General features: G+C 49.3%; 17 protein-coding genes. 1 reads left to right on the top strand and 16 read right to left on the bottom strand.

The window, feature by feature from the left end:
- Window positions 1-92 precede the first annotated feature (92 nt).
- The 9 genes from GO003_RS17970 to GO003_RS18010 form a co-directional block, all read right to left on the bottom strand.
- Window positions 93-1,391 (bottom strand): hypothetical protein, encoded by a 1,299-nt coding sequence (locus GO003_RS17970; protein WP_231089064.1) that lies wholly within the window; start codon window positions 1,389-1,391, stop codon window positions 93-95.
- Between the two features lie 177 nt (window positions 1,392-1,568).
- Window positions 1,569-2,363: a DUF3313 family protein gene (locus tag GO003_RS17975; protein WP_159658338.1), complete on the bottom strand. Its 795-nt coding sequence runs from the start codon at window positions 2,361-2,363 to the stop codon at window positions 1,569-1,571.
- A gap of 207 nt (window positions 2,364-2,570) precedes the next feature.
- Window positions 2,571-3,470 (bottom strand): polyphosphate kinase 2 family protein, encoded by a 900-nt coding sequence (locus GO003_RS17980; protein ID WP_159658339.1) that lies wholly within the window; start codon window positions 3,468-3,470, stop codon window positions 2,571-2,573.
- 138 nt (window positions 3,471-3,608) lie between these two features.
- Window positions 3,609-4,676 (bottom strand): DUF2950 domain-containing protein, encoded by a 1,068-nt coding sequence (locus GO003_RS17985; protein WP_159658340.1) that lies wholly within the window; start codon window positions 4,674-4,676, stop codon window positions 3,609-3,611.
- The gene (locus tag GO003_RS17990; protein ID WP_159658341.1) at window positions 4,673-6,592 is read right to left on the bottom strand and encodes a DUF3300 domain-containing protein; all 1,920 of its coding nucleotides are present in this window, start codon (window positions 6,590-6,592) and stop codon (window positions 4,673-4,675) included. The genes GO003_RS17985 and GO003_RS17990 overlap by 4 nt, the downstream gene beginning before the upstream one ends.
- 32 nt (window positions 6,593-6,624) lie before the next feature.
- Window positions 6,625-6,774 (bottom strand): hypothetical protein, encoded by a 150-nt coding sequence (locus GO003_RS17995; protein ID WP_206444746.1) that lies wholly within the window; start codon window positions 6,772-6,774, stop codon window positions 6,625-6,627.
- Window positions 6,775-7,045: 271 nt separating this feature from the next.
- Window positions 7,046-9,034, bottom strand: coding sequence for a sigma-54-dependent Fis family transcriptional regulator (locus GO003_RS18000; RefSeq protein WP_159658342.1), 1,989 nt, complete (start codon window positions 9,032-9,034; stop codon window positions 7,046-7,048).
- Between the two features lie 65 nt (window positions 9,035-9,099).
- Window positions 9,100-9,495, bottom strand: a complete 396-nt coding sequence (locus GO003_RS18005; RefSeq protein WP_331001667.1) for a glycogen/starch/alpha-glucan phosphorylase — start codon at window positions 9,493-9,495, stop codon at window positions 9,100-9,102.
- A 9-nt stretch (window positions 9,496-9,504) separates the two neighbouring features.
- On the bottom strand, window positions 9,505-9,690 hold the full coding sequence (locus GO003_RS18010; protein WP_231089065.1) for a glycogen/starch/alpha-glucan phosphorylase: 186 nt from the start codon (window positions 9,688-9,690) through the stop codon (window positions 9,505-9,507).
- Window positions 9,691-10,095: 405 nt separating this feature from the next.
- Here GO003_RS18010 and GO003_RS18015 point away from each other — a divergent pair, with 405 nt between their 5' ends.
- Entirely contained in the window at window positions 10,096-11,760 is a 1,665-nt protein-coding gene (locus tag GO003_RS18015) for a SulP family inorganic anion transporter (protein WP_159658343.1), read from the top strand.
- A 37-nt stretch (window positions 11,761-11,797) separates the two neighbouring features.
- Here the strand turns inward: GO003_RS18015 and GO003_RS18020 are convergent, their stop codons facing one another.
- The 7 genes from GO003_RS18020 to GO003_RS18050 form a co-directional block, all read right to left on the bottom strand.
- Window positions 11,798-12,721 carry a glycosyltransferase family 2 protein gene (locus GO003_RS18020; RefSeq protein WP_159658344.1) on the bottom strand — a complete coding sequence of 308 codons (924 nt, stop codon included), beginning with the start codon at window positions 12,719-12,721 and terminating at the stop codon, window positions 11,798-11,800.
- Complete coding sequence (locus tag GO003_RS18025; protein ID WP_159658345.1) at window positions 12,714-13,916, bottom strand: glycosyltransferase family 4 protein; 1,203 nt, start codon at window positions 13,914-13,916, stop codon at window positions 12,714-12,716. Before GO003_RS18025 ends, GO003_RS18020 begins: the two co-directional genes overlap by 8 nt.
- 225 nt (window positions 13,917-14,141) lie before the next feature.
- Window positions 14,142-14,996, bottom strand: coding sequence for a glycosyltransferase family 2 protein (locus GO003_RS18030; protein WP_159658346.1), 855 nt, complete (start codon window positions 14,994-14,996; stop codon window positions 14,142-14,144).
- Window positions 14,997-15,001: 5 nt separating this feature from the next.
- Entirely contained in the window at window positions 15,002-15,784 is a 783-nt protein-coding gene (locus GO003_RS18035) for a glycosyltransferase family 2 protein (RefSeq protein ID WP_159658347.1), read from the bottom strand.
- Between the two features lie 4 nt (window positions 15,785-15,788).
- Entirely contained in the window at window positions 15,789-16,733 is a 945-nt protein-coding gene (locus tag GO003_RS18040; RefSeq protein WP_159658348.1) for a class I SAM-dependent methyltransferase, read from the bottom strand.
- A 116-nt stretch (window positions 16,734-16,849) separates the two neighbouring features.
- Complete coding sequence (locus tag GO003_RS18045; RefSeq protein WP_231089066.1) at window positions 16,850-18,187, bottom strand: lipopolysaccharide biosynthesis protein; 1,338 nt, start codon at window positions 18,185-18,187, stop codon at window positions 16,850-16,852.
- Window positions 18,188-18,204: 17 nt separating this feature from the next.
- Window positions 18,205-19,446 carry an O-antigen ligase family protein gene (locus tag GO003_RS18050; RefSeq protein ID WP_159658349.1) on the bottom strand — a complete coding sequence of 414 codons (1,242 nt, stop codon included), beginning with the start codon at window positions 19,444-19,446 and terminating at the stop codon, window positions 18,205-18,207.
- Between the last annotated feature and the right edge of the window lie 2 nt (window positions 19,447-19,448).

The following is a 19,448-nucleotide window of genomic DNA, read 5'->3' on the forward strand; positions in this document are numbered from 1 at the left end:
CGGACAATCCACGAAATATCGTGGTTTATCCGAAAAAACCGTTATAACGTTATCAAACCACAGGACACCGATGATTTTATGACAAGACTGCGTCATCTAACTTCTTTGGTAAACTCACAGCGCTGATTGACTAGCGGCGAGGCATTCGGATGGCCGATGCCTTTGGCTATCAAAGCGATCACCCGATCATCCTTGTCATAACCGACATGAGCTTCCAACGGATTGGCAAGATCAGTCAAACCAAAGGCGTCCATCACACTGGCGATGTTGATATTGACATTGGTAATACTGGGACACAGCCTTGTGTCGATATATTGCTCAGCGAATCCGGACGGTATTCCATAGCTTAACAAGTCGTTAGGATCACTGAACGCAATAATTTCAGTTTTACTGACCATTCGCTTGTTATAGTTTACACCGCTAACATCGCAGTAATCCGAGGGTGCCCCTACCACTTCAGGTAATTCTCGGCCCAATTGCAGCATCGGCAACTGATTGGACAGCATGTAAATAGGTACCTGTTTATTCTGCAAGGCGGCAATCGCACTATCAGCGATATTCACGTTCTTGCCGGCATCCGCGTATTTGGCAACATTCGCCAGAATATGGGCGATGCGTTGCATGCCGTCAATGGTGATTCGACTCCCCAGGCTGTGTGAAATAAACACATACTCATCATGGGCGATGTAATCGGCACTTGAATCGTTGAGCCCCGAACAGGCGTGAATGCCGCTATCGGGAAGATCGTCCCAATCGCCGGTAGCCATCCAGCAAAACGACTGTGTAAACGCAGCCAGAATTGCATCGCGACTGTCTCCCAGATAAATAATGGGATCAGGACCGGTATCGTTACTGAATTTTTTTAACAAGCTGTTAATCTTGGCTCGCCGAAAATCGTAGTCACCGGAATTATCGAAAGCCAACAGCTCTTTGTGTTTGCGCGTGATTTCCGACCAGGTCAGTTCATAAAAAGTCAGGTCTATGCCGCGTTCTTCGTTGAGCAGATGAGTCACCCGCAAGTTGCCCAACTCTTTTCTACCAAGTAAAGGCGCCGATAACGCGATATTTTTTTGGCTATGGGATCGCGCAGTCAGGTTCAGTTCCTTTGCTAACTTTTCCAGGAACTCAGTGGTATAACCCGGCATGTGATCGCCCACACCATGAACGAATAAAATCTTGGTTTTACCCTTCTGCTTGCCCAGACCTGCCTGAATGCCGGTAAAAGGTTGCCCCCATACCTGACATTGCCGTGCATCTTCAGTTTCGGATTTTTCCAAAACAGCTTCGGCTATACCCTTGCCGATACTGGAACAACCGGATAACAGCATGGCAATTGAAAGCGATGACAACAGGTATCGGATTTTTAAGAGCACGTTAGCACTGAGTTTCATGGTTTTTAGTCCATAGAATTATCACGAAGCGAAAATCAATTGGTTTTTAAAAAAAGATTGCACCTTCAAAACGATACTGAGATGGTTTTCCCATTTTTTCAAATGAGGTTCTGTAAGGGAGTCCAAGACAAATGAACTCCCTGTTTGCAAGGATGTATGGCCTTATTCAAACGGGCCTTAGAAAGGTTTCAAGGTATAAGGAACCGGATCGATTACCATCTCGCCGGGTTTACGGTTGGCGATTTTTACGAACTGCTCTGCCCAACGGTCCATAATCCCCTTGGCCGGACCGTACCAGGTCAGCCGTGTCAAATCCAGTGGGCCTGCATCCTGCATATCCCTATCGGCAAATGTGGCAACCACTTCACCGGTTTGCATATCGCGAAGCCGGCCTTCAAATGCTGCCCGCCGCTGGTTAATTGCACCTGCGGCTGTTCCGCCTCCCACTTGCAACCAGCCTAGGGCGTGCAGTACCGGTTGTGATGGGTCTATCTGTATCAGTGCCAACTCCAACCGCAATGCCGGCTCTTTATGTTGACCCGCAAACTCGATCAGCCGAAAACGCTGATTTGGATCCTCCTTGAATTCCTTGACCACTTGATCATGGAAATAGTGAGCTAATTCCGCAATATCTTTTTTGACATCACTTAACCAACTCGCAGACCCGGCTTTATGTAGCCAGTCCATTTCCATGACGTACTGTGTATTGACGGGCGCAACGACCAACTCTTTATAGGCTGAAGCATCAAAATCGGGCTTGATCCAAACCTTTTGAAAAGGCAAATCGGCACGTCGGGTCTGCCGCTCGGGATTATCAATAAACCCGGCGTCAGGGGCTGGCGTGACTACCTCGGACTTCAGCGTATTAGTTTCCTTGATGCCGGTTGAGCAACCTGTCACTGCAGCCATGACGCCTAATAAAACACCTAGTCCGGCTGAATGTATTTTTATTTTTCGCCTATCTATGTTCAAAGTTTTCTCCTGATGTAAAAAGTGAATTGTTTATTTTTTAGTAATTTATCAGCGTAGGTTGGGTTGCATGCTTTTTGCAACCCAACAATCAAGACCATATCCTTGAAATGTTGGGTTGGCTATCGCCAACTACAACCTACGCGGTTTACAATCTTTGTGAAGTTTCACCGCTAAATAGTGACATTTTTTAAAAACAGCTCGCGGAAGCTATTCTTCTTCTAAAGTCTTTTTAGCGGCTTCCAACAAGGCGCGCTGTTCCTCATTCATTTCAGGAAAACTAAGATCCAGTTTATCCAACGTTGACGAAATGATATCGGCCACGATGGCCCGCGTCGCCCATTTATCGTCTGCCGGAATGATAAACCAGGGTGCCCATTCGGTACTGGTCGCACTGATGGCTTTTTCAAAAGCAGCGACATAATCATCCCAATAGCTTCGCTCGTTAAGATCAGCCAATGAAAATTTCCAGTTTTTTTCAGGGCGCTCCAGTCTGTCCATAAATCGCCGTTTCTGTTCCTTTTTGGAGACATTCAGAAAAAACTTTAAGACGATCGTCCCGTTGCGTACCAAATGCTGCTCAAAAGCATTGATATCTTCATAACGCGACTGCCAAAATGCTTTTCCGATCTTTTCTCCGGCCAGCTTTTGACGCTCAAGGAGTTCGGGATGGACTTTGACAACCAAAACATCTTCGTAATAGGAACGATTGAAGATGCCGATCCTGCCGCGTTCCGGCAAGGATTTCATGTAGCGCCACAAAAAATTATGATCCAGGTCTTCCGCAGATGGCTTTTTGAAACTGAATACCTGACAGCCCTGAGGATTTAATCCGGACATGACATGCTTGATAGTGCCATCCTTTCCTGCGGCGTCCATGGCCTGTAAAACGATCAATAATGAATAGCGATCATCGGCGTAAAGCAGTTCCTGAGAACTGGACAACTCTTCAATACTTTTTTGCAGAATTTCGCTTGCTCGCTCCTTGGTCGCTTTTTTGCCAAAAGCTTTTAACTCCTTAGTTTGATCCCAACCGGTGTGGTAATCCTTTAGGCGGATTTTTTTATCCGGTTTAACCTTGAATAAATCGATGATTTCTTCTTTGATCATGTTAATTCTCCTTATAGCATATGGCTGATTGACTGGGCATTTTTAGCCAGCAAAAATTGACCGGCGAGGTGTTTATTTTTAGTTCATATTTGGAGGAACAGCATTTACAAAACAGGGTTAATAGATTACTACCGAGACTTATTCGGCGGCCTGGAACGCTTCCCAGGTCGAATCAGGGTTGTACTCATTTATCTTTTCGACGATTGCAGCAGTTTTAGGTCCCAAGTCTTTCTGGTAAATCTTGCCCTGGTGATTGACCACAAAAGTCATGATGCCGGAGGAGCCATACTGAGCGGGAAAAGCCACTAGACCGAAACCGGCAATCATGTTCTTGTTGATGATATAGTCATATTTGCCACCGGGTGCATTCCGGCCCTGCCGTGTCAGTATCCGATAGTAATAGCCATGGTAAGGAGAAGGCTTTTCGGCTCCGGATTTGGCCTTGTAACCCACGGCCCTTGCTTCGGCAATTAGCGGTCCAAGCGGACTTTGGGGCTGCCCTTCTTCCACTTCCCAAAACAGACCGTCAAATTTGCCTGGCTCGCTATGCAATTTTTGCGCATATTCCGATACATCATCATCGTCTCTGTCTGCATTGGCGTATTCAAACTGAGCTTCTATATAGCCTTTAATGGCGCCGATTGTACTGAGTTCGTTACGCCCAATACGCCGATTGAGAATTTCCTGACGGCCCTGTTCGGCATCAAACAACCAGTTATCTCCTTTTTTGACAATCGGAATGGGAAAAGGCCAGTCTGTATTGCCTAAGTGGATGATCGCTTTGTCTTCCCCTATCAACTCAATCCCCATTTTTTCCTGTCCCAAGGCAACAAAATTCAAACGGTTGTTTTTGTCCTCTACCTCATCTCCGGATGATAGAAGTTCTGCTTCATCACTTCCGAACAAAGCGATAAGCTGATCAGTGCCCTCACCACTGACGGCTTCCAGTAAAGCCTTGGCCGCATCATCGGGATTCTGGAAGCCTTTAGCTTCTATGCTCTTGGCTTCGGCCGGAACAGCCGCAGCGGCTGGCGGAGGTGCTGCATTTGCGAACAAAGGAGCTGAAATAAGTGCGGCCAGAAGTATGTTTTTAGTTTCGCGATACATTGTGGGAACCTCGGTCTTGACTGCTTGAATAAAATATAGGGGTATCTGCGTTCCAAAATCGGACGCACAATTTCCAGGATTGATGAGTTTTTCAATCATCGCCGCCGGCCTCCACCGCCACCGCCACCAAGTCTGCCGCCCCCTCCACTGCTTCTAGCGCCTCCGCCAGCTCCGGAAGCACGCAGATTTCCGGAACTGGCCGCCCGGTCTCTGCTAGATGCGCCACGCTGGCTAAAGTTCTTGGTGGCACCGGCATTGCGTGGTGCTTCAAACGCATTGGGCCTGGAAGCTTCCGAACGGCGCTGTGTCGCCATCTGTTGCTGGGTCCTCTCTCTTCCCCCAAACGATTGTGTCCGTGCTGGCATTTTTGATTGATCGAATCGCCCTTGCGCCATCTGAGGCTGCTTATTCGTAGCAGATGTCCTTGGCCTTGCTGTTTGCCCTCCGCGCATGGCCGATTGAGCTGATTGCCGGCTGTTTGATCCCCTCTGACTTTCCAGCCGAGAAGCTTGACCTGAAGTTTTAATACCCTGCAAAGCATTGCCCCGGCTGCCCTTTGCTAGCTGTGCTTGAGTGTCACGAACCGCAGGCCTATTGTCGTTGAGTTTCGAACCAGGCTTGCCCTGAGTCCCGGGCTTTTGACCAAGTTGTTGGCGTATGTCGGCAGTGGACGGCCTTTTTTGGGCCGGTAAGGTGCCGGCGGATGGGCGTTGCCCGGCTCCGTCAAACCCTCTCGCTGTCGCCGGAAGCGTTTGGGCTGCGCCGAGTCTCTGCCCTGCTAGCGCCGGTTGCTGGATTTTCCCCAAGCGATTTTGCGTCGCCTCCGGAAAAGCCTGTCCGCGTCTATGCTGCGGGTCAGGCCTCCAGCCCGTGGGTTGTTGTGCGGGCCTTAGATTGTTCTGACTGAATTTATTGCCTCCGCCGACATTGATTTCATTGCCGGAAATATTGACGTTCTTGTTGTAATTGACATTACCGCGGTCGCCGTAATAACCGCCACCGCCTCCATGCCAGCAATTTCCACTGTGGCATACGCTGTTGCCGTAATAATGGCTAACATGGTGATAATCATCCCAATCATCGTCATCGGCCCATTCCATTAGCCCCCAAGTCAGAAGACCGCCAACCACGGCACCCGTTGCGAAGTTAGCCCAGGAGTCATCATTCGATGAGGTTGTTGTAGCCGGTGGTGGATAATAGGCGGGGTAATAGCTGGGCGCCGGCGCAGCATTGACATTTACTACGGTTGAACCCGGATAAACAGTAGAGGTGCCTGAGGCAGGCGGTGGAGCCATCGCAGCCTGATAAACGACCTCCGGATTATATTGAGGTACGTAAATCGTATCGGACTTGGCCGGCGCGATGGTGATGATTTCTTTTTTCAATACAGCCGGAGTCACCAACGATGCATTCGACTCAGGCTTGCTGTCGTCAACTGACACCGTTTGAGCGGTTACTTTCTGTTCAGGGGTATCTTTCAGGTACCCTGAGTCCACTGCACGTTTACGCAGTGTTTGTATCACACCCATAACCTCTGAAGGTTTAGCCAGAAAGGCATCTCCAAGCTGAGTTGTCCAGTCCAGATGATCATTCATCATCTTGATAACCAACGGCACGCTGGCAAGTCGCATAATGCTGGCATCCCAATCCTTGGTGTTGAGCGTTGCAATATCCGGCTTCGTTTCAAGCCACCGGGCAGCCTGCACGACCTCCAGTGGATACGTCGAAGCCACCAGCATTTCGGCCAGCAACGGATCCGGATACAGCGCAATCGGCGCTACCAGAGATTCCAGACTGGTCATCGGCTGAAGCGGTGCCACGGGCGGCGGTTCAGTCGGCACGGGCTCGGCAGGCGGCAAGCTCTGCGTAGCAGAAGGTTGAGCGGACGGCGCTTTACTTGGCTGTTGCTCTTCCTTATTGCATCCCACGGGTAAAATGATCAGCGCCATCAGTAGTGCTCGACATAAAACAACGCGGCAATAAGAGTGATCGTTGGATGATTTTAAATGTTTCATTACTCTTCTCTCAAAAAGGCATTCCCGGAAATCTATTCTGCCGGTTTCAGCAGCCTGCCGGTTTTAATATTTTCGTCTTGACCGATAGCGTGTTTCAGTTCGTCTTCACTTAAAGTTTCAAGCAATAACAAGCCGTCACGAAGTATTTCACTTTTTTTGCCTGAATGGCAATATCCAGACATCTAGTCTTAAGCTCAGAGATTTTCAGGTATTCTTGATTTGGGGCCGGAATGATGGCTTGGAGGTAGCTCTAAAATTGATCAAAACTTCGACATGGTTTAGACATCAGCAGAAATCAAGCCAATTTAAATACACTCAAACTCAAAGTGATAAATTATCAATTAACAATAACTTACCATTAAACCAATGAAATATTTGTTGATAAGTTCGGGAACAAAGCCCACGAAATATCGTGGTTTACCCGAAATCTCACTTCCGATCAAGAAGATGACTTTATGATGAAGAGGGCCGCCGGATTCCTAACTTGCTCATCCGGCTTTCAAGTGTGCTGGGCTTGAGTCCAAGTGTTGTGGCCGCCCCTCCTATACCTCGCACTCGCCAGCCGCAGGCTTCCAAAACGTGAAGAATATGCTTGCGTTCGATCTCCTTCAGAGAGTCTTGATGGGAGTTAGCAGGCATCGTTGACGCGGATGTGCTGACCGGCAGGGCGATTTTGAGTACAGGCCCTTTGGCAAGAATCACCGCGCGTTCGATCACATTGCGCAATTCCCGAATATTACCCGGCCAATCATAACCACAGAGCATTTGCAAACTGGTTTTGTCGACGCTATCAATGGATTTGTCCATGATCCTGGCAAACTCCTCTATGAACGACTCTACCAGCTTGGGAATATCTTCCCGTCTGTCGCGCAGTGGCGGAACCTGAATCGGAAAAACATTCAGCCGATAATAAAGATCCTCTCGGAAGCGGCCCTCGGCCACTTCTTGAGACAGGTTACGGTTAGTAGCAGCAATGACCCGTACATCCACATTGATCGGCTTGGGATTGCCCAAGCGTTCAATCTGCTTTTCCTGTAAGACCCGCAGCAGCTTCACCTGAGCATCCAAAGGTAACTCTCCCACTTCATCGAGAAACAAGGTTGAATGGTTGGCCAATTCAAACCGGCCGATTTGCTTGGCAAGCGCCCCGGTGTAAGCCCCTTTTTCCCGGCCGAATAGCTCGCTTTCTATCAATGCCAAAGGAATGGCCGCACAGTTCACGCGGATCATCGATCTGTTTTTCCGGGGGCTCGCTTCGTGAATAGCGGTTGCCAACAATTCTTTGCCGGTACCCGTTTCACCCATAATTAGCACCGTAGCCGGTGTCGGAGCGACTTGCTGGACCTGTGACAAAATAGACTGCATTGCCGCGCTGCCTTTTACGACTTGAGTCCCTTTGCGCTCTGATATTTCGCGGCGCAGGTAAATATTCTCCTGATGAAATTGGTCTTTAAGTTGGCGAATTTCCTCGAAGGCCGTTTTGAGTTCATCGTTGGCGCGTTCAAGCTCAATCTTGGTCCGGCGAACATCGGTTATATTCAGGCTGGCTCCCATCATGCGTTCAGGGAGACCGGTATCGCCGAGCTGTAATTTACCGGTAGCGCAAACCCAATATTCAGTACCATCGGAATGCACAACCCGGTATTCTTCCCGAAAATGACTGACTTCTTGAAAGGCTTTTTGAACGCCCACCTTAACTCGCTCACAATCCTCGGCGTGAATACAGGCTAAAAACCGTTGCAAATCCAGCTTTTCCTCATTCGGTACGCCGTAAATCGCTCGCGCCCTGTCGGTCGCCCAGATGGTATCCTGAGGAATATTCCAAACCCAAAGACCTATGTCAGCCGATTCAGCCGCCAGTCTCATCTGCTCTTCTTTCCATTGAAGCTCTTTCATGTTTCTCTTGCGTTCCAGGACATTGGCATAAACATCGGCGATAAGACCCAGACCCTGTATCACATGCTCCGGCCATTGCCGCGGGCGAACAGATCCGAAGCCAATGCCCCCGGACAACGCTCCGCCGACGATAAACGGAAAAACCAAAGCGGCTCTGGTCCCGTAGCGAAGAAAACCTTCCCTGTCTGTCGATGCCTCCTGAGGCAAAGCATCGACATCATGCATGATAAAGGGTTTGCCGGCCAGCAGCGTTCTTGTCAGAAAGGGTCCTTCAGATAGCAGAGAATCGGCTTGCCAAGCCTTCTTACAAGGTTTTGCGAATTGATATCGGGAGTAAAAATCTTGGCCATCGCCGGTTATTAATCCCAGCACGATACTGTCCAAATCCAGATTTTCGGCAATACGCTGTAAGCTTTCCTGTATTTCCTGATCGATCCTATCTGCTGAAACATGGACAAAACCGGCTGAAAGCTCAGCTAACAAAGACTGAAATTGTAAATGCTGTTCCAGTTGAATTAATGCCTGATGGTTATCGTGATTGTCCATAAAAAAGTTCAATTTTGTAATTATTCAGCGCAGGTTGGGTAGCCAGCTTTTCGCAACCCAACAATTCAGGCCATGTGACCTTGAAACGTTGGATTGGCTCTCGCTAACCGCAAACTACACCGTGCATGACCTGTGTTTACCTGAGAGGCCACATAATCGGCCAGCACCTGAAAAGGATCATGCCGGCACAGATTATCCAGTAAAGGACGGAACACATGGGTGTCGCCATGAGAAAAATGCCCCGAAGCAATAAGATGAATAATCTCCGACAACTGAGGGTTTTTTTCGATATTGGCCGATGGATTATAGCCTTCGCGCTGGATTCGACCGACCTCTTTCTCCGTTAAGCCAAACAGAAAGAAATCCTCCGCGCCAACTCCTTCCCTGATCTCGATCATTCTCGCCATTGAGCGTACCGAGATAGTCAACGCACCATTCTGCGTGAATTTCATTTTACCGATGCCTGATGCTTATTTGCCAGCCTCGGTTCGGGTTATCCAGGTGTCGCCCATTGAGCGTGTAGATAAATCGCTTAGCCTGGGGTTAGATAGCACAATGATCAGGTCATCAAGATATTTAGCGAGTTCTGCAACCGCAACGCGCACTTCCTGTTCGATACCGAGATTGACGAGACTGCTGCCCAATTGTGATCCCATCAGAAATTCGGCTGAAAAATTACAAGCCACTTTAATTACATCTTCCTCAAGAAGTTTCCAAGTTTGAATAGGGACATCCAAGCTTGTTAGGGAACTGTATTTGCATTAATAGTTGCCGTCGTTTCGGTAGGAATTACCGGAACCCAGAAGCCATGGATGGCAAAGACTGTAGCACGTCCTTGTGCACTGGATTCGCTTACGCGGTCTATCGGCTCAGGTAATCCCTGCAGCCCAAGCCTAATGGCACAGTCCGTTTTTGAAATTATTGGGAAACTTCAGCTCAAAATAACAGAGGATCGCCTTAAAAGCTTAAAATGGATTGTCATTGAACCGGGCATCAAAGGGCTGCATAATCCCGCTCAACAATAGCCATCTGATTTAGCGTTGTAACTGGAGACAATACGCATGAACCTTCATACGAATACACCGGAGGCAAGCCAGTCCATTCGCTTCGATGTGGTAGCGGGCCTCACCGCCGCCGCAGTGATTCTTCCCAAGGCAATGGCCTATGCAACTGTAGCAGGCTTGCCCGTTGCAGCGGGGCTTTATACCGCTTTTATCCCAATGATTATCTATGCGCTGATGGGTTCATCAAGAGTACTCAGCGTCAGTTCCACCACCACCCTGGGTATTCTGACCGGAACACAACTGATGATGGCAGTGCCGGACGGCGATCCAGGGAAATTGATCACTGCCGCGGCCACACTGACGGTTTTGGTGGGCATCTTGCTGATAGTCGCGTCGCTGCTGCGCCTGGGATTTGTAGCCAACTTTATTTCCACTCCGGTACTGACCGGTTTCAAGGCCGGGATAGGCCTGGTAATTGTATTTGACCAGTTGCCAAAACTGCTGGGCATTCATATTACAAAACAAGGCTTCTTTCGCGATCTGTTCAGTATTGTGCATCTTCTGCCGGAAACGTCACTGATCACAGTGGCCGTGGCCGCAGCAACGCTGCTGGTGCTGATTGGCATGGACCTTCGCTGGCCGCATTCACCGGCACCTCTGGTCGCAGCCGGAGGCGCGATAGCCGCCTCATGGTTCTTCGGCCTGCCGGAACAGGGCGTCTCGACGGTAGGCATAATTCCGCAAGGACTCCCGTCACTGACGTTGCCGGACCTTGGGCTGATCGAACAGATGCTGCCGGGCGCGCTGGGGATCGCATTGATGAGCTTTACCGAGTCGATCGCAGCAGCGCGTGCCTTTACCGCCAGCGCAGATCCTCCAATAAATGCAAATCGAGAGTTACTTGCCCTGGGTGCGGCTAATCTGGGTGGGGCTTTATCAGGTGCGATGCCTGCCGGAGGCGGCACCTCACAAACAGCTGTTGTGCGAGCTGCCGGAGGTCAATCGCAAAAAACCTCACTGGTTACTGCAGCTACTGCAGCGGCAACCATGCTGCTGATTGCGCCGTTGATTGGTTTACTGCCCCACGCAACGCTTGCTGCCGTCGTTATCGTCTATTCGGCGGGACTGATCCAGCCTGTGGAATTCATCAATATACTCAAGGTTCGCACGATGGAGTTTCGCTGGGCTGTCGTGGCTTGTCTCGGCGTTTTAATTTTTGGCACTCTGCAGGGAATCGTTGTCGCCATCATTTTGTCAGTTATCGGATTAGCCGGTCAGGCGGCCCATCCTCACATCTACGTCATCGGACGAAAGCGAGGAACATCGGTGCTTCGGCCGCTGTCGCCCGAACACCCCGACGATGAAACCTTCGACGGTCTGTTGATCGTGCGTCCCGAAGGACGGCTTTTTTTCGTAAATGCGCAGTTGATTGCTGATCAGATCCGGTCTCTGGTCGAGCAACATAAACCGTATGTATTGGTGCTGGATATGAGCCGTGTTCAGGACATCGAATATTCGGCGTTGCAGATGCTGATAGAACGCGAAAAACGGGCAACTGAAAACGGTGCTACGCTCTGGCTGACAGGGCTTAACCCCAGTGTACTTGAAGTTGTTCGACGTTCCGGATTGGCCGATCGCCTGGGCCGTGAACGCATGATGTTCAATGCGAGCACCGCCATAGAACGCTACCAGATGCGGCAATCAGTAAAATCTGATGCGTAATTAACAAGCGGTTTTTGACCGGTAAATTTAAGATCTGTTACGACAAGTTGCCTAGCCAATAGGCTTTATGCAGGCTAAAGCAGCTGCGAAGGGATTGCGGTATTGATGAATGGAGCGCGCCCAATTTAAATCCCAGCCATTTCAAGCCTGTCCTAAAAAAAGCAGAAGGAATCAGCCAGGGTGCCTGCCTGATCAGGTAACGGGTTTCCGAAAGCACGTACCGCAAACCTTCACCGGAAGCACCGCCAAATGTCTGCTGCAACCATGAACTACGGGCATGGAAAACGCCTATATCAAAATACCGCTTAAATTCGTCCCAAAAACGGTAATCGTGAGAGTGGAATACTTGAGCATCCGCACAATAGGCTATCTTCCAACCTGAAGTCAGCATTTTTCCGGCAACAAAGGTGTCTTCATTCATGATCGTATCAACGGGAAATCCGCCAGCCATCATCAGTGCGTTTAGCCGGTAGGCGGCAAATGAATTGGATATAAAAACAGTTTTTAATCCGTACTTTTTTTTATCATCCATACTTCTCAGCTGACTTTCAGGCGGATAGTTGAAAAACCGGGCGTGAGCGGCAATGGGGCCTGCGTTCTGGTGCGGAAGCTGGCGTCCATAGGCTGCTCCGACACGGTCATCATCGAATGCAGCCAACAACCGGTCAATGGCCTCGGGACTGGCTAATAGAGCATCCTGAGTCAGAAATACGATAATATCCGGATCAGGCAGCATACTGACCCCTGCTTGCCGGGTACCGCCATGGTTAAACTCGGCCTTGGCAATGATTTTTACGGCAAAACCGCGAGCAAGCGCCATGGCAACCGTATTGTCGCGCGATGATGAGTCGATCACTAGCAAGTAATCCGGCTTACGGGTCTGTTGTTCAAAAGCGATAAGCCAGGACTCCCAGAGATGGCCCGCATTAAGCGTGGGCACAATCAATCCGACCTTATTCATAAGAGGATCTCTCGGCTGCAGGCTGCTGTAGATGAGCGGGGGCCTTTTGGGTCAATACCTGCCAGACCTGCTCTCCGAGTTTAACCGGATCGAGTTGCTGCTCAACAAACCGGCGGCCATTCAGCGATAGCCGCTCCCACTCCGGTCGCGTCATGGACTGTGCATTACGAAGTATTTCAGCTACCGAAGCTTCGCTTCTTTCAAAAACCAAACCGGCGTTCATTGCTTCCAGATGGTCCCAGGCCAGGCCTCTGGCCACCAATACCGGCCGCCCTGCAGCCATTGATTCTGCCACCACGTTGCCGAAGTTTTCCCGCATACCTCCTGCCTCTTCCAATCCGGACGGCAATACCAAAAAATGACTGGAGGACAGCAATTCTTTAACCTCTTCGCGCTCCAGATAACCGCGATAACTGATGGCACCTTGAGACTTTTTAACCAAATCCTGAAACTCTTCGAAATATTCACCATCAACGCTTCTTCCTGCGATCACCAACCGATCAGCCGGTCTGCGCACTTTCAGCCAGGCTTTGATAAAGGCGTTAATGCCTTTTTCCTGCTGTACATGACCCAGAAAGCATAAATTCAAGCCTTCTCCTTCAGGATAGCCGCTTACCATGAAATCACGACTGTCGATGCCGTTTGGAACCAACAGTATTCGGGCATTTTCTCCAAGTACATTCCGAACACCTTCCGCCTCTGTTTCGCTGGTGCAATGCACAGCGATGGCACGGCTTAAGGTGGGGAAGGTCAACCCTTTATAGAACAGCCATTTATGAGGCTTTTTTCTACGAATCAGGTCAACGTGTTCGGGCATCAATCCGCCATGAACGGCCACCATGAAAGGTCGGCGCAGCAAAACACAAAAAACAGCCGCAAGGGTGGACGGCCAGGTTGCAATGCCATGAACATAAACTACCGGTGCCTTCAGACATAATTTGAATAATGCAGTCATCGCGCCCAAGCCAAAGCCCCACCGCCTGAATCCGTAACACCTGTAAAGTTTCACATCCGCATGTTCACCCAATTGAACCTGTTCAGGCCGCAATCGCCCATCAATGGATTCATCGGACGCAACCAGCAACATTTTATGACCGGCCACGGACCATGCTTTGCTTAAAACAGCTGCGGTAACTGAAACACCGCCGTACCCTTTAGCCGGTGGTATATGTGTAGCTACTACTCCCACATCCATAATAATTCTCCTGAATCTGACTGTGAATAAATAAATAATCGATATCCGCTCACCCCCCTCCAATTTTAGTGGGTGTAAGTGGTTGATTGAAAAGGCTTCTGCAACAGGGATGTTGCAGAAAGCTACAGGAACGTATTGATGCGTCCTTTGAAATCAAGCACCTATAACCTTAATTCAAACCGGGCGAGTAGTTACAAAAACCGGTACATAAGCGGCTTGGTCAAGCTAACGCCCATAAGCCAGGAACCCGCGCCAGATACCGATAAGATTGTAAAAAGAATAAGCCAGCTTTTTGGGGTTCAATAACAGCAAGGCCAGCATCATTTTTAACAGCGGTGCGACAAACATCTTGCGGACGATGTAATAAAGAATGAAGACATCCCGTTGATTGGTGAATTTTCTTATGTAAGCCCCAATACCCGTGGAATAGATCAACATTCTTCCGGTTCCCAGCTTGTAGTGATCTTTATCCGGGTGATAGATTTTAATGTCGGGATTATAAAAAGCCGAACTGCCAGACCTGAGCAAGCGATATAACAGTTCAAAACCTTCTGCGCCTGAGTACTTGGAACCGATGCCAAAGTCGTGATCAAAATAAAACTGTTTACGATCGATCCGGTTCAGATCAAAAAACTGCGTAAACTCTACGCCCATCATTCTGAACCGGGAAAAGTAACAGGCTTTGGGGCTGTTAACGCCGATACTGAAACGGCTGGATGAAAACTGATAAGATCCGGCAACCAGAATGGCGAGGCTCTCGTTGGTTGAAAACTCATTGACCACTTTTGAAAGCACCTCTTTGTCGTAAGCACAATCGTCATCAGGAAAGGCGATAATTCTGCCTTGAGCCTGGCCTATTCCATAATCCCTGGCTCTGGCAATCCCGGTAAAATTAACTTTGACGTGCTTGATAGTAAGACTGTGTTTAAAGGATTCGACGATTGCATCAATTTTGCCATCCGTGTTCTGATCGATGATGATCAGCTCAAAGTCTTTATATGTCTGCTCACGGACAGATTCCAGAAAATCCTTGAGCTCGCGATCTCTGCCCAATGTTGCTAAAACCAGTGAAACTTTCATATCAATCACCTTTCCTGAGTTTTGGCTTTGGCCTGCACATAGATGGTTGCCTCATACCAGGTAAACATCAACGCAAACTCCAAGCCCGCAAAGCCATCCAAAAAGCCACCCCTAAATACAAAGTGGTATAAAAAACGGGCCATAACTCTTAACCAGGAACGACCCAGTAATACGCTTAAGCGTCCGCGATGCGTCATCACTGCGCCTGCTGCCGGTTGAAGAACGACCTCTTGCGCCGCCTTATCAACGTGCTTGTGCATCCATTCAATGATTTCGCCATGATAAAAATAATGTTCATAGGCAATCTTGGTAAAACCGATCCGGCAGGAATCAATGACGGCTTCCCCATGCCCGGTATGATTACGAACGAAGCAGGTTGTTGCCCTGCGCACCAGTCTGGGATGATAAATGGGATAACCGGGTGCGTAATTGAGCCGCTTGCCCCTGAGATAAAGAACTGAAGGCACCATAATCACATCCAGTTCATCGTTACGGCTCATTTCTGCTTCAAACCAGTCGTAAAAAGTCTGTGGATAGATTTCATCCGCATCAACAAACAAAATCCAGGGCGTGCTGATCGCGCATTGCCTGATGGCAAAGTTGCGCTGTTCGGCAAAACCCGGCCATGGATTACTGAAGATGCGGCAACCCCGGTTTTGCGCGATAGCAAGCGTATCATCGGTGCTTCCTGAATCGACAATGACAATCGGATAGCCTGCCGGAATAGCCGCAAGACATGCAGGCAGATTGCTTTGTTCGTTTTTAGTCAAAATTACAAGGGTCAGCATAGGATTACTGCTTGACCGCATATAAATTGATGTAAATGCCTAAACCGAAGCAATGCATTAATGCGGCAAACGGCTTTTGCACAGAGTTGACCAGCCCATCAATGACAGACGCCGTCCTTCCCTTAAGCCTCAGTCGTTTGGATAGGGCATTGAAGGGGATGCGGGTGATTTGTTCGACCTTGATAACCCGGAAGCCATTACTTTCGACCAGGGCTTTTAAGCCTTTCACTGAAAAGTAATTCACATGCTCAGGGACCCACAAACAGGCGTTATCTTTTGTTCCCAACAATTTGACCAAAAACGAATGGTAATTGGGCACCGCGCAGGCCAATACACCTCCCGGCACCATCATCCTGGATACCTTGTTGATCGCTTTATCCGGTTCGAGAAGATGCTCCAGCACCTGAGACATCATCACGATGCCAAACTGCCCGGACGCTTCGTAGTTTTCAAGCATCACCGGCAGGGGAACATCACCGTTCAATTCTCTGAATACCTCGTTTTCATAAGTACCGGGATTAATGCTGGCGGTGCGGTAACTCAGCTGTCTGAGTGCCTGTGTATAAAAACCGAATCCGGAACCTATATCAAGCGCCAGAACATTACCCGAATGGTTGAAACTGTCGGCCTGCCGGCTCATTCTTGCTGCATCAACTGTGCAGTTAGGAAATTCGGCTTCTCTTGCCAATACGTCTTCAAGCGTAATGGACTGGGTCAAGGCCTGACCCGAATACTGATAAATGGACTGTAACCATGCCAGGTGCGGAGGTCGATTCAAGAAACCGGTTCCGCAGGAATTACAACGGTAGATATGAAATTCTTCGTTATTGGCGTTTTCCGTATACTGAAAGTTTTTCCTTCGCCAATAGCTGATTTCCTCAGCCTTACAGGCCACGCATTCATGCAAAACATCTCCATACTGTGCTGAAACGGCTGATACAGTCGTCATGTTGATCCCCTTGATTCCTCTAAAACGTGTTCACTCAGAAATGAATTAAAAATGTGTCTGCTTTGCCTATCCGATAAGCCTCTCATCATGGGTATAGCAATAGCTGTAACCTTTACCTACGCTGAAACTTTGCACCCAGTCACCGCCTCTCCCACCGGGTCTTGGTCATCGCCATTTTCAAAACCGCCAGTCATCCGCCAGGGTTTGGCAAGCATCGCCAACACTATCGCTTCAACACCAAAATAAATGCAATTGGCGAATGCGGCGCCCGGCAAACCATAATGCATTACCATCAACGGAATACTGACTGCCGCCGTCAAGGCCCCGCATAAACGTCCGGACAATAACCACCGTGTCTGTTTGTTTGCCAACAGCGGTTGGGACAGTACCATCCCCAAAGCGTGCAGCGCGCATCCAACTGCAATGGCGGGTATTAACTCGACTGAAGAATGATACGATTTGGCGAGCAACCAGGTGGTCACCCAGCCTTTGGACAACACCAATAAGGTCACGCCGGTGATCCCTAAGATCACGACGCACCCTATCCAGATCCATAAAATCCTGAAGCCTTCCCTGGCCTGATTACGGGAAAAGCACTGAAAATAAACCGGCTGAAAGATACGTAACAAAACCATAGCGCTGCGATTGAACGCTTCGTTGATGATCAGGTAAGTCGCTGCATATAAACCGACTTCCGCCGCCGACAATAAATAACCGATCACATAGCGATCACCCATGCCGTTAACCCAGGCTATCAATTCCATAGGAACCAGTGGCAACGCATAAGTCCAAACGTCGGCCTTGAAATTGCGGACCCTGGCCGGGCGCTTGTGCTTGACGATTTTAGTGCGATGAACAAATGACCAGACCTGATTGGCAATGAAGCTGGCCAGGATATATCCCAACAATACCCATTCCGGTTTTTGGCCGCCCCACACGACCAGCGAAACCGCCAATAAAGGGCGTAAAAGACTGTCACTGGTCTGCCACAAACTTGCGCTGCGTTGTTTGCGGCCTCCTATAAGTAACTGAATGCCTAATTCCCGCCTGACTGTCACGATCAAAAGTAAACCGGCAAGAAGATAAAGACTAAAATCGCTGTGGTAAAAATGACGGTAGATCAGGCCTCCGACGAGCAGCAGCGCTACCGCCAAAGCTGTTGATCGGGCCGCATAGCCTGCTACAACCTGGTGCAAATCGGCACGTTCCCATTCATTCTGACATTCAGGCATTATCCTCATGCCCGCGCAAATAAAGGGGTAAGAAAACAAAGCAACACCCAGCGCAACAAAACCATTCAACAAAGCAACCTGTCCGTATATTTCAGGACTTACCAACTCGGTCAACATCCGGGTGCCGGCCAGTAAAGCCATTGCCGACACTATTTGGCCCAGAATGACCCAGAAGGCATCACCGAATAGTTGTTTTTCTCTTAAAAACCGAAACAGAGTCATTTTCTAAAATACCGTAGTCAGGACAGTCTTGAGTAATAAGAACCGGAGGCAGCCTGCCAAGCCGGAGTTTTCGACCGGTATCCGGTACCTAATACCGCTCCCCACAGAAACATCAACATTGCGTTTTGAGGAAAATATTCCCACATGTTAAAAGTAAGCCCGGCAACAAAAATGAACATCACGACCAAGAATTTGTTGGGATGAACCGACAGCTTTGCCGTTGCCCAAAGAAATGCCAGATACGCCAGCAGACCCAGTAACCCGTAACCGTTCAATAGAAATAGATAAAGGCTGTCCGAATCGAATTGACCATGAAAATGCTCGGCACCAAAAAGAATGTTGATGGTATTGGAACTCAAACCCAAGCCCCAGCCGAACAATAAATCCGCAGGCCCATGGATTTGCTCGGAAAACACCCGCTGCCAAAGATCGATACGTCCGTCTTGGGTGGGATCGGCATCATCACGGCCGCTGAGCAAAGGACTGGACGCCAGGATCAGCGCGCCGACGGCCAGCAGTGGCGCAGGCATGATCATGGCCCAGCGGTCGCGAGGGCGAAGTGCCGTATAAATCTGAAAATAGATGACCAGCAAAGAACTGATTAAAGCCGTGCGGGAACCGCTCAACAAGGCCAAAAACACACTGACCGCCATCCATTTACGCATGGACGGAACCAGAGAAAACAGCAGCGCACAAGTCGCCATGGTTGCGCCAAAAAGGTTGGGACTGACAAAAGTCCCAAACGGACGCCCGCCCCCCAGAATTGACACGCCAAATAAAGGCGGCGCCCACAAAGCCTGCGCTATCGCCAGAACTGCCTGAAGAACCAGGTAATAGCGCAGATAATATGCAAAGCGGAAGATCACGGTTTCACCCGCCCCCAAGCGGCTGACCGCAAAACCGATCAAAGCAACCGGCAGGTATTCAAAAACTCTCAGTCCGGCCATGGGCACTACCAGCGGCAGGTCCAGGTACAGCGCATAAGCCACTTCAAACAGGACATAAGTGATCATGATTCCCAAAAACGCAAATACCGGTCCTGTCAGGATGCCATTGCGCAACCGGGGCTCAACAAACGCATAGCCGATCAAAACAACCAGCATCAGTTCGCGAAGAATACGCAAACCAAAATCCTGTTCTCCATACACTTCCTTCACCCCATTCCAGGCAGACTCGACCTGAGGTAACGAAGCCAGGGTCGACGCACTGACCAGAGCAAACAACAGAACCGGTAAATCTTTTTCAAAGCTTATTCTCATCG

Origin of the sequence: Methylicorpusculum oleiharenae, from assembly GCF_009828925.2 — a bacterium.
GTDB lineage: Bacteria > Pseudomonadota > Gammaproteobacteria > Methylococcales > Methylomonadaceae > Methylicorpusculum > Methylicorpusculum oleiharenae.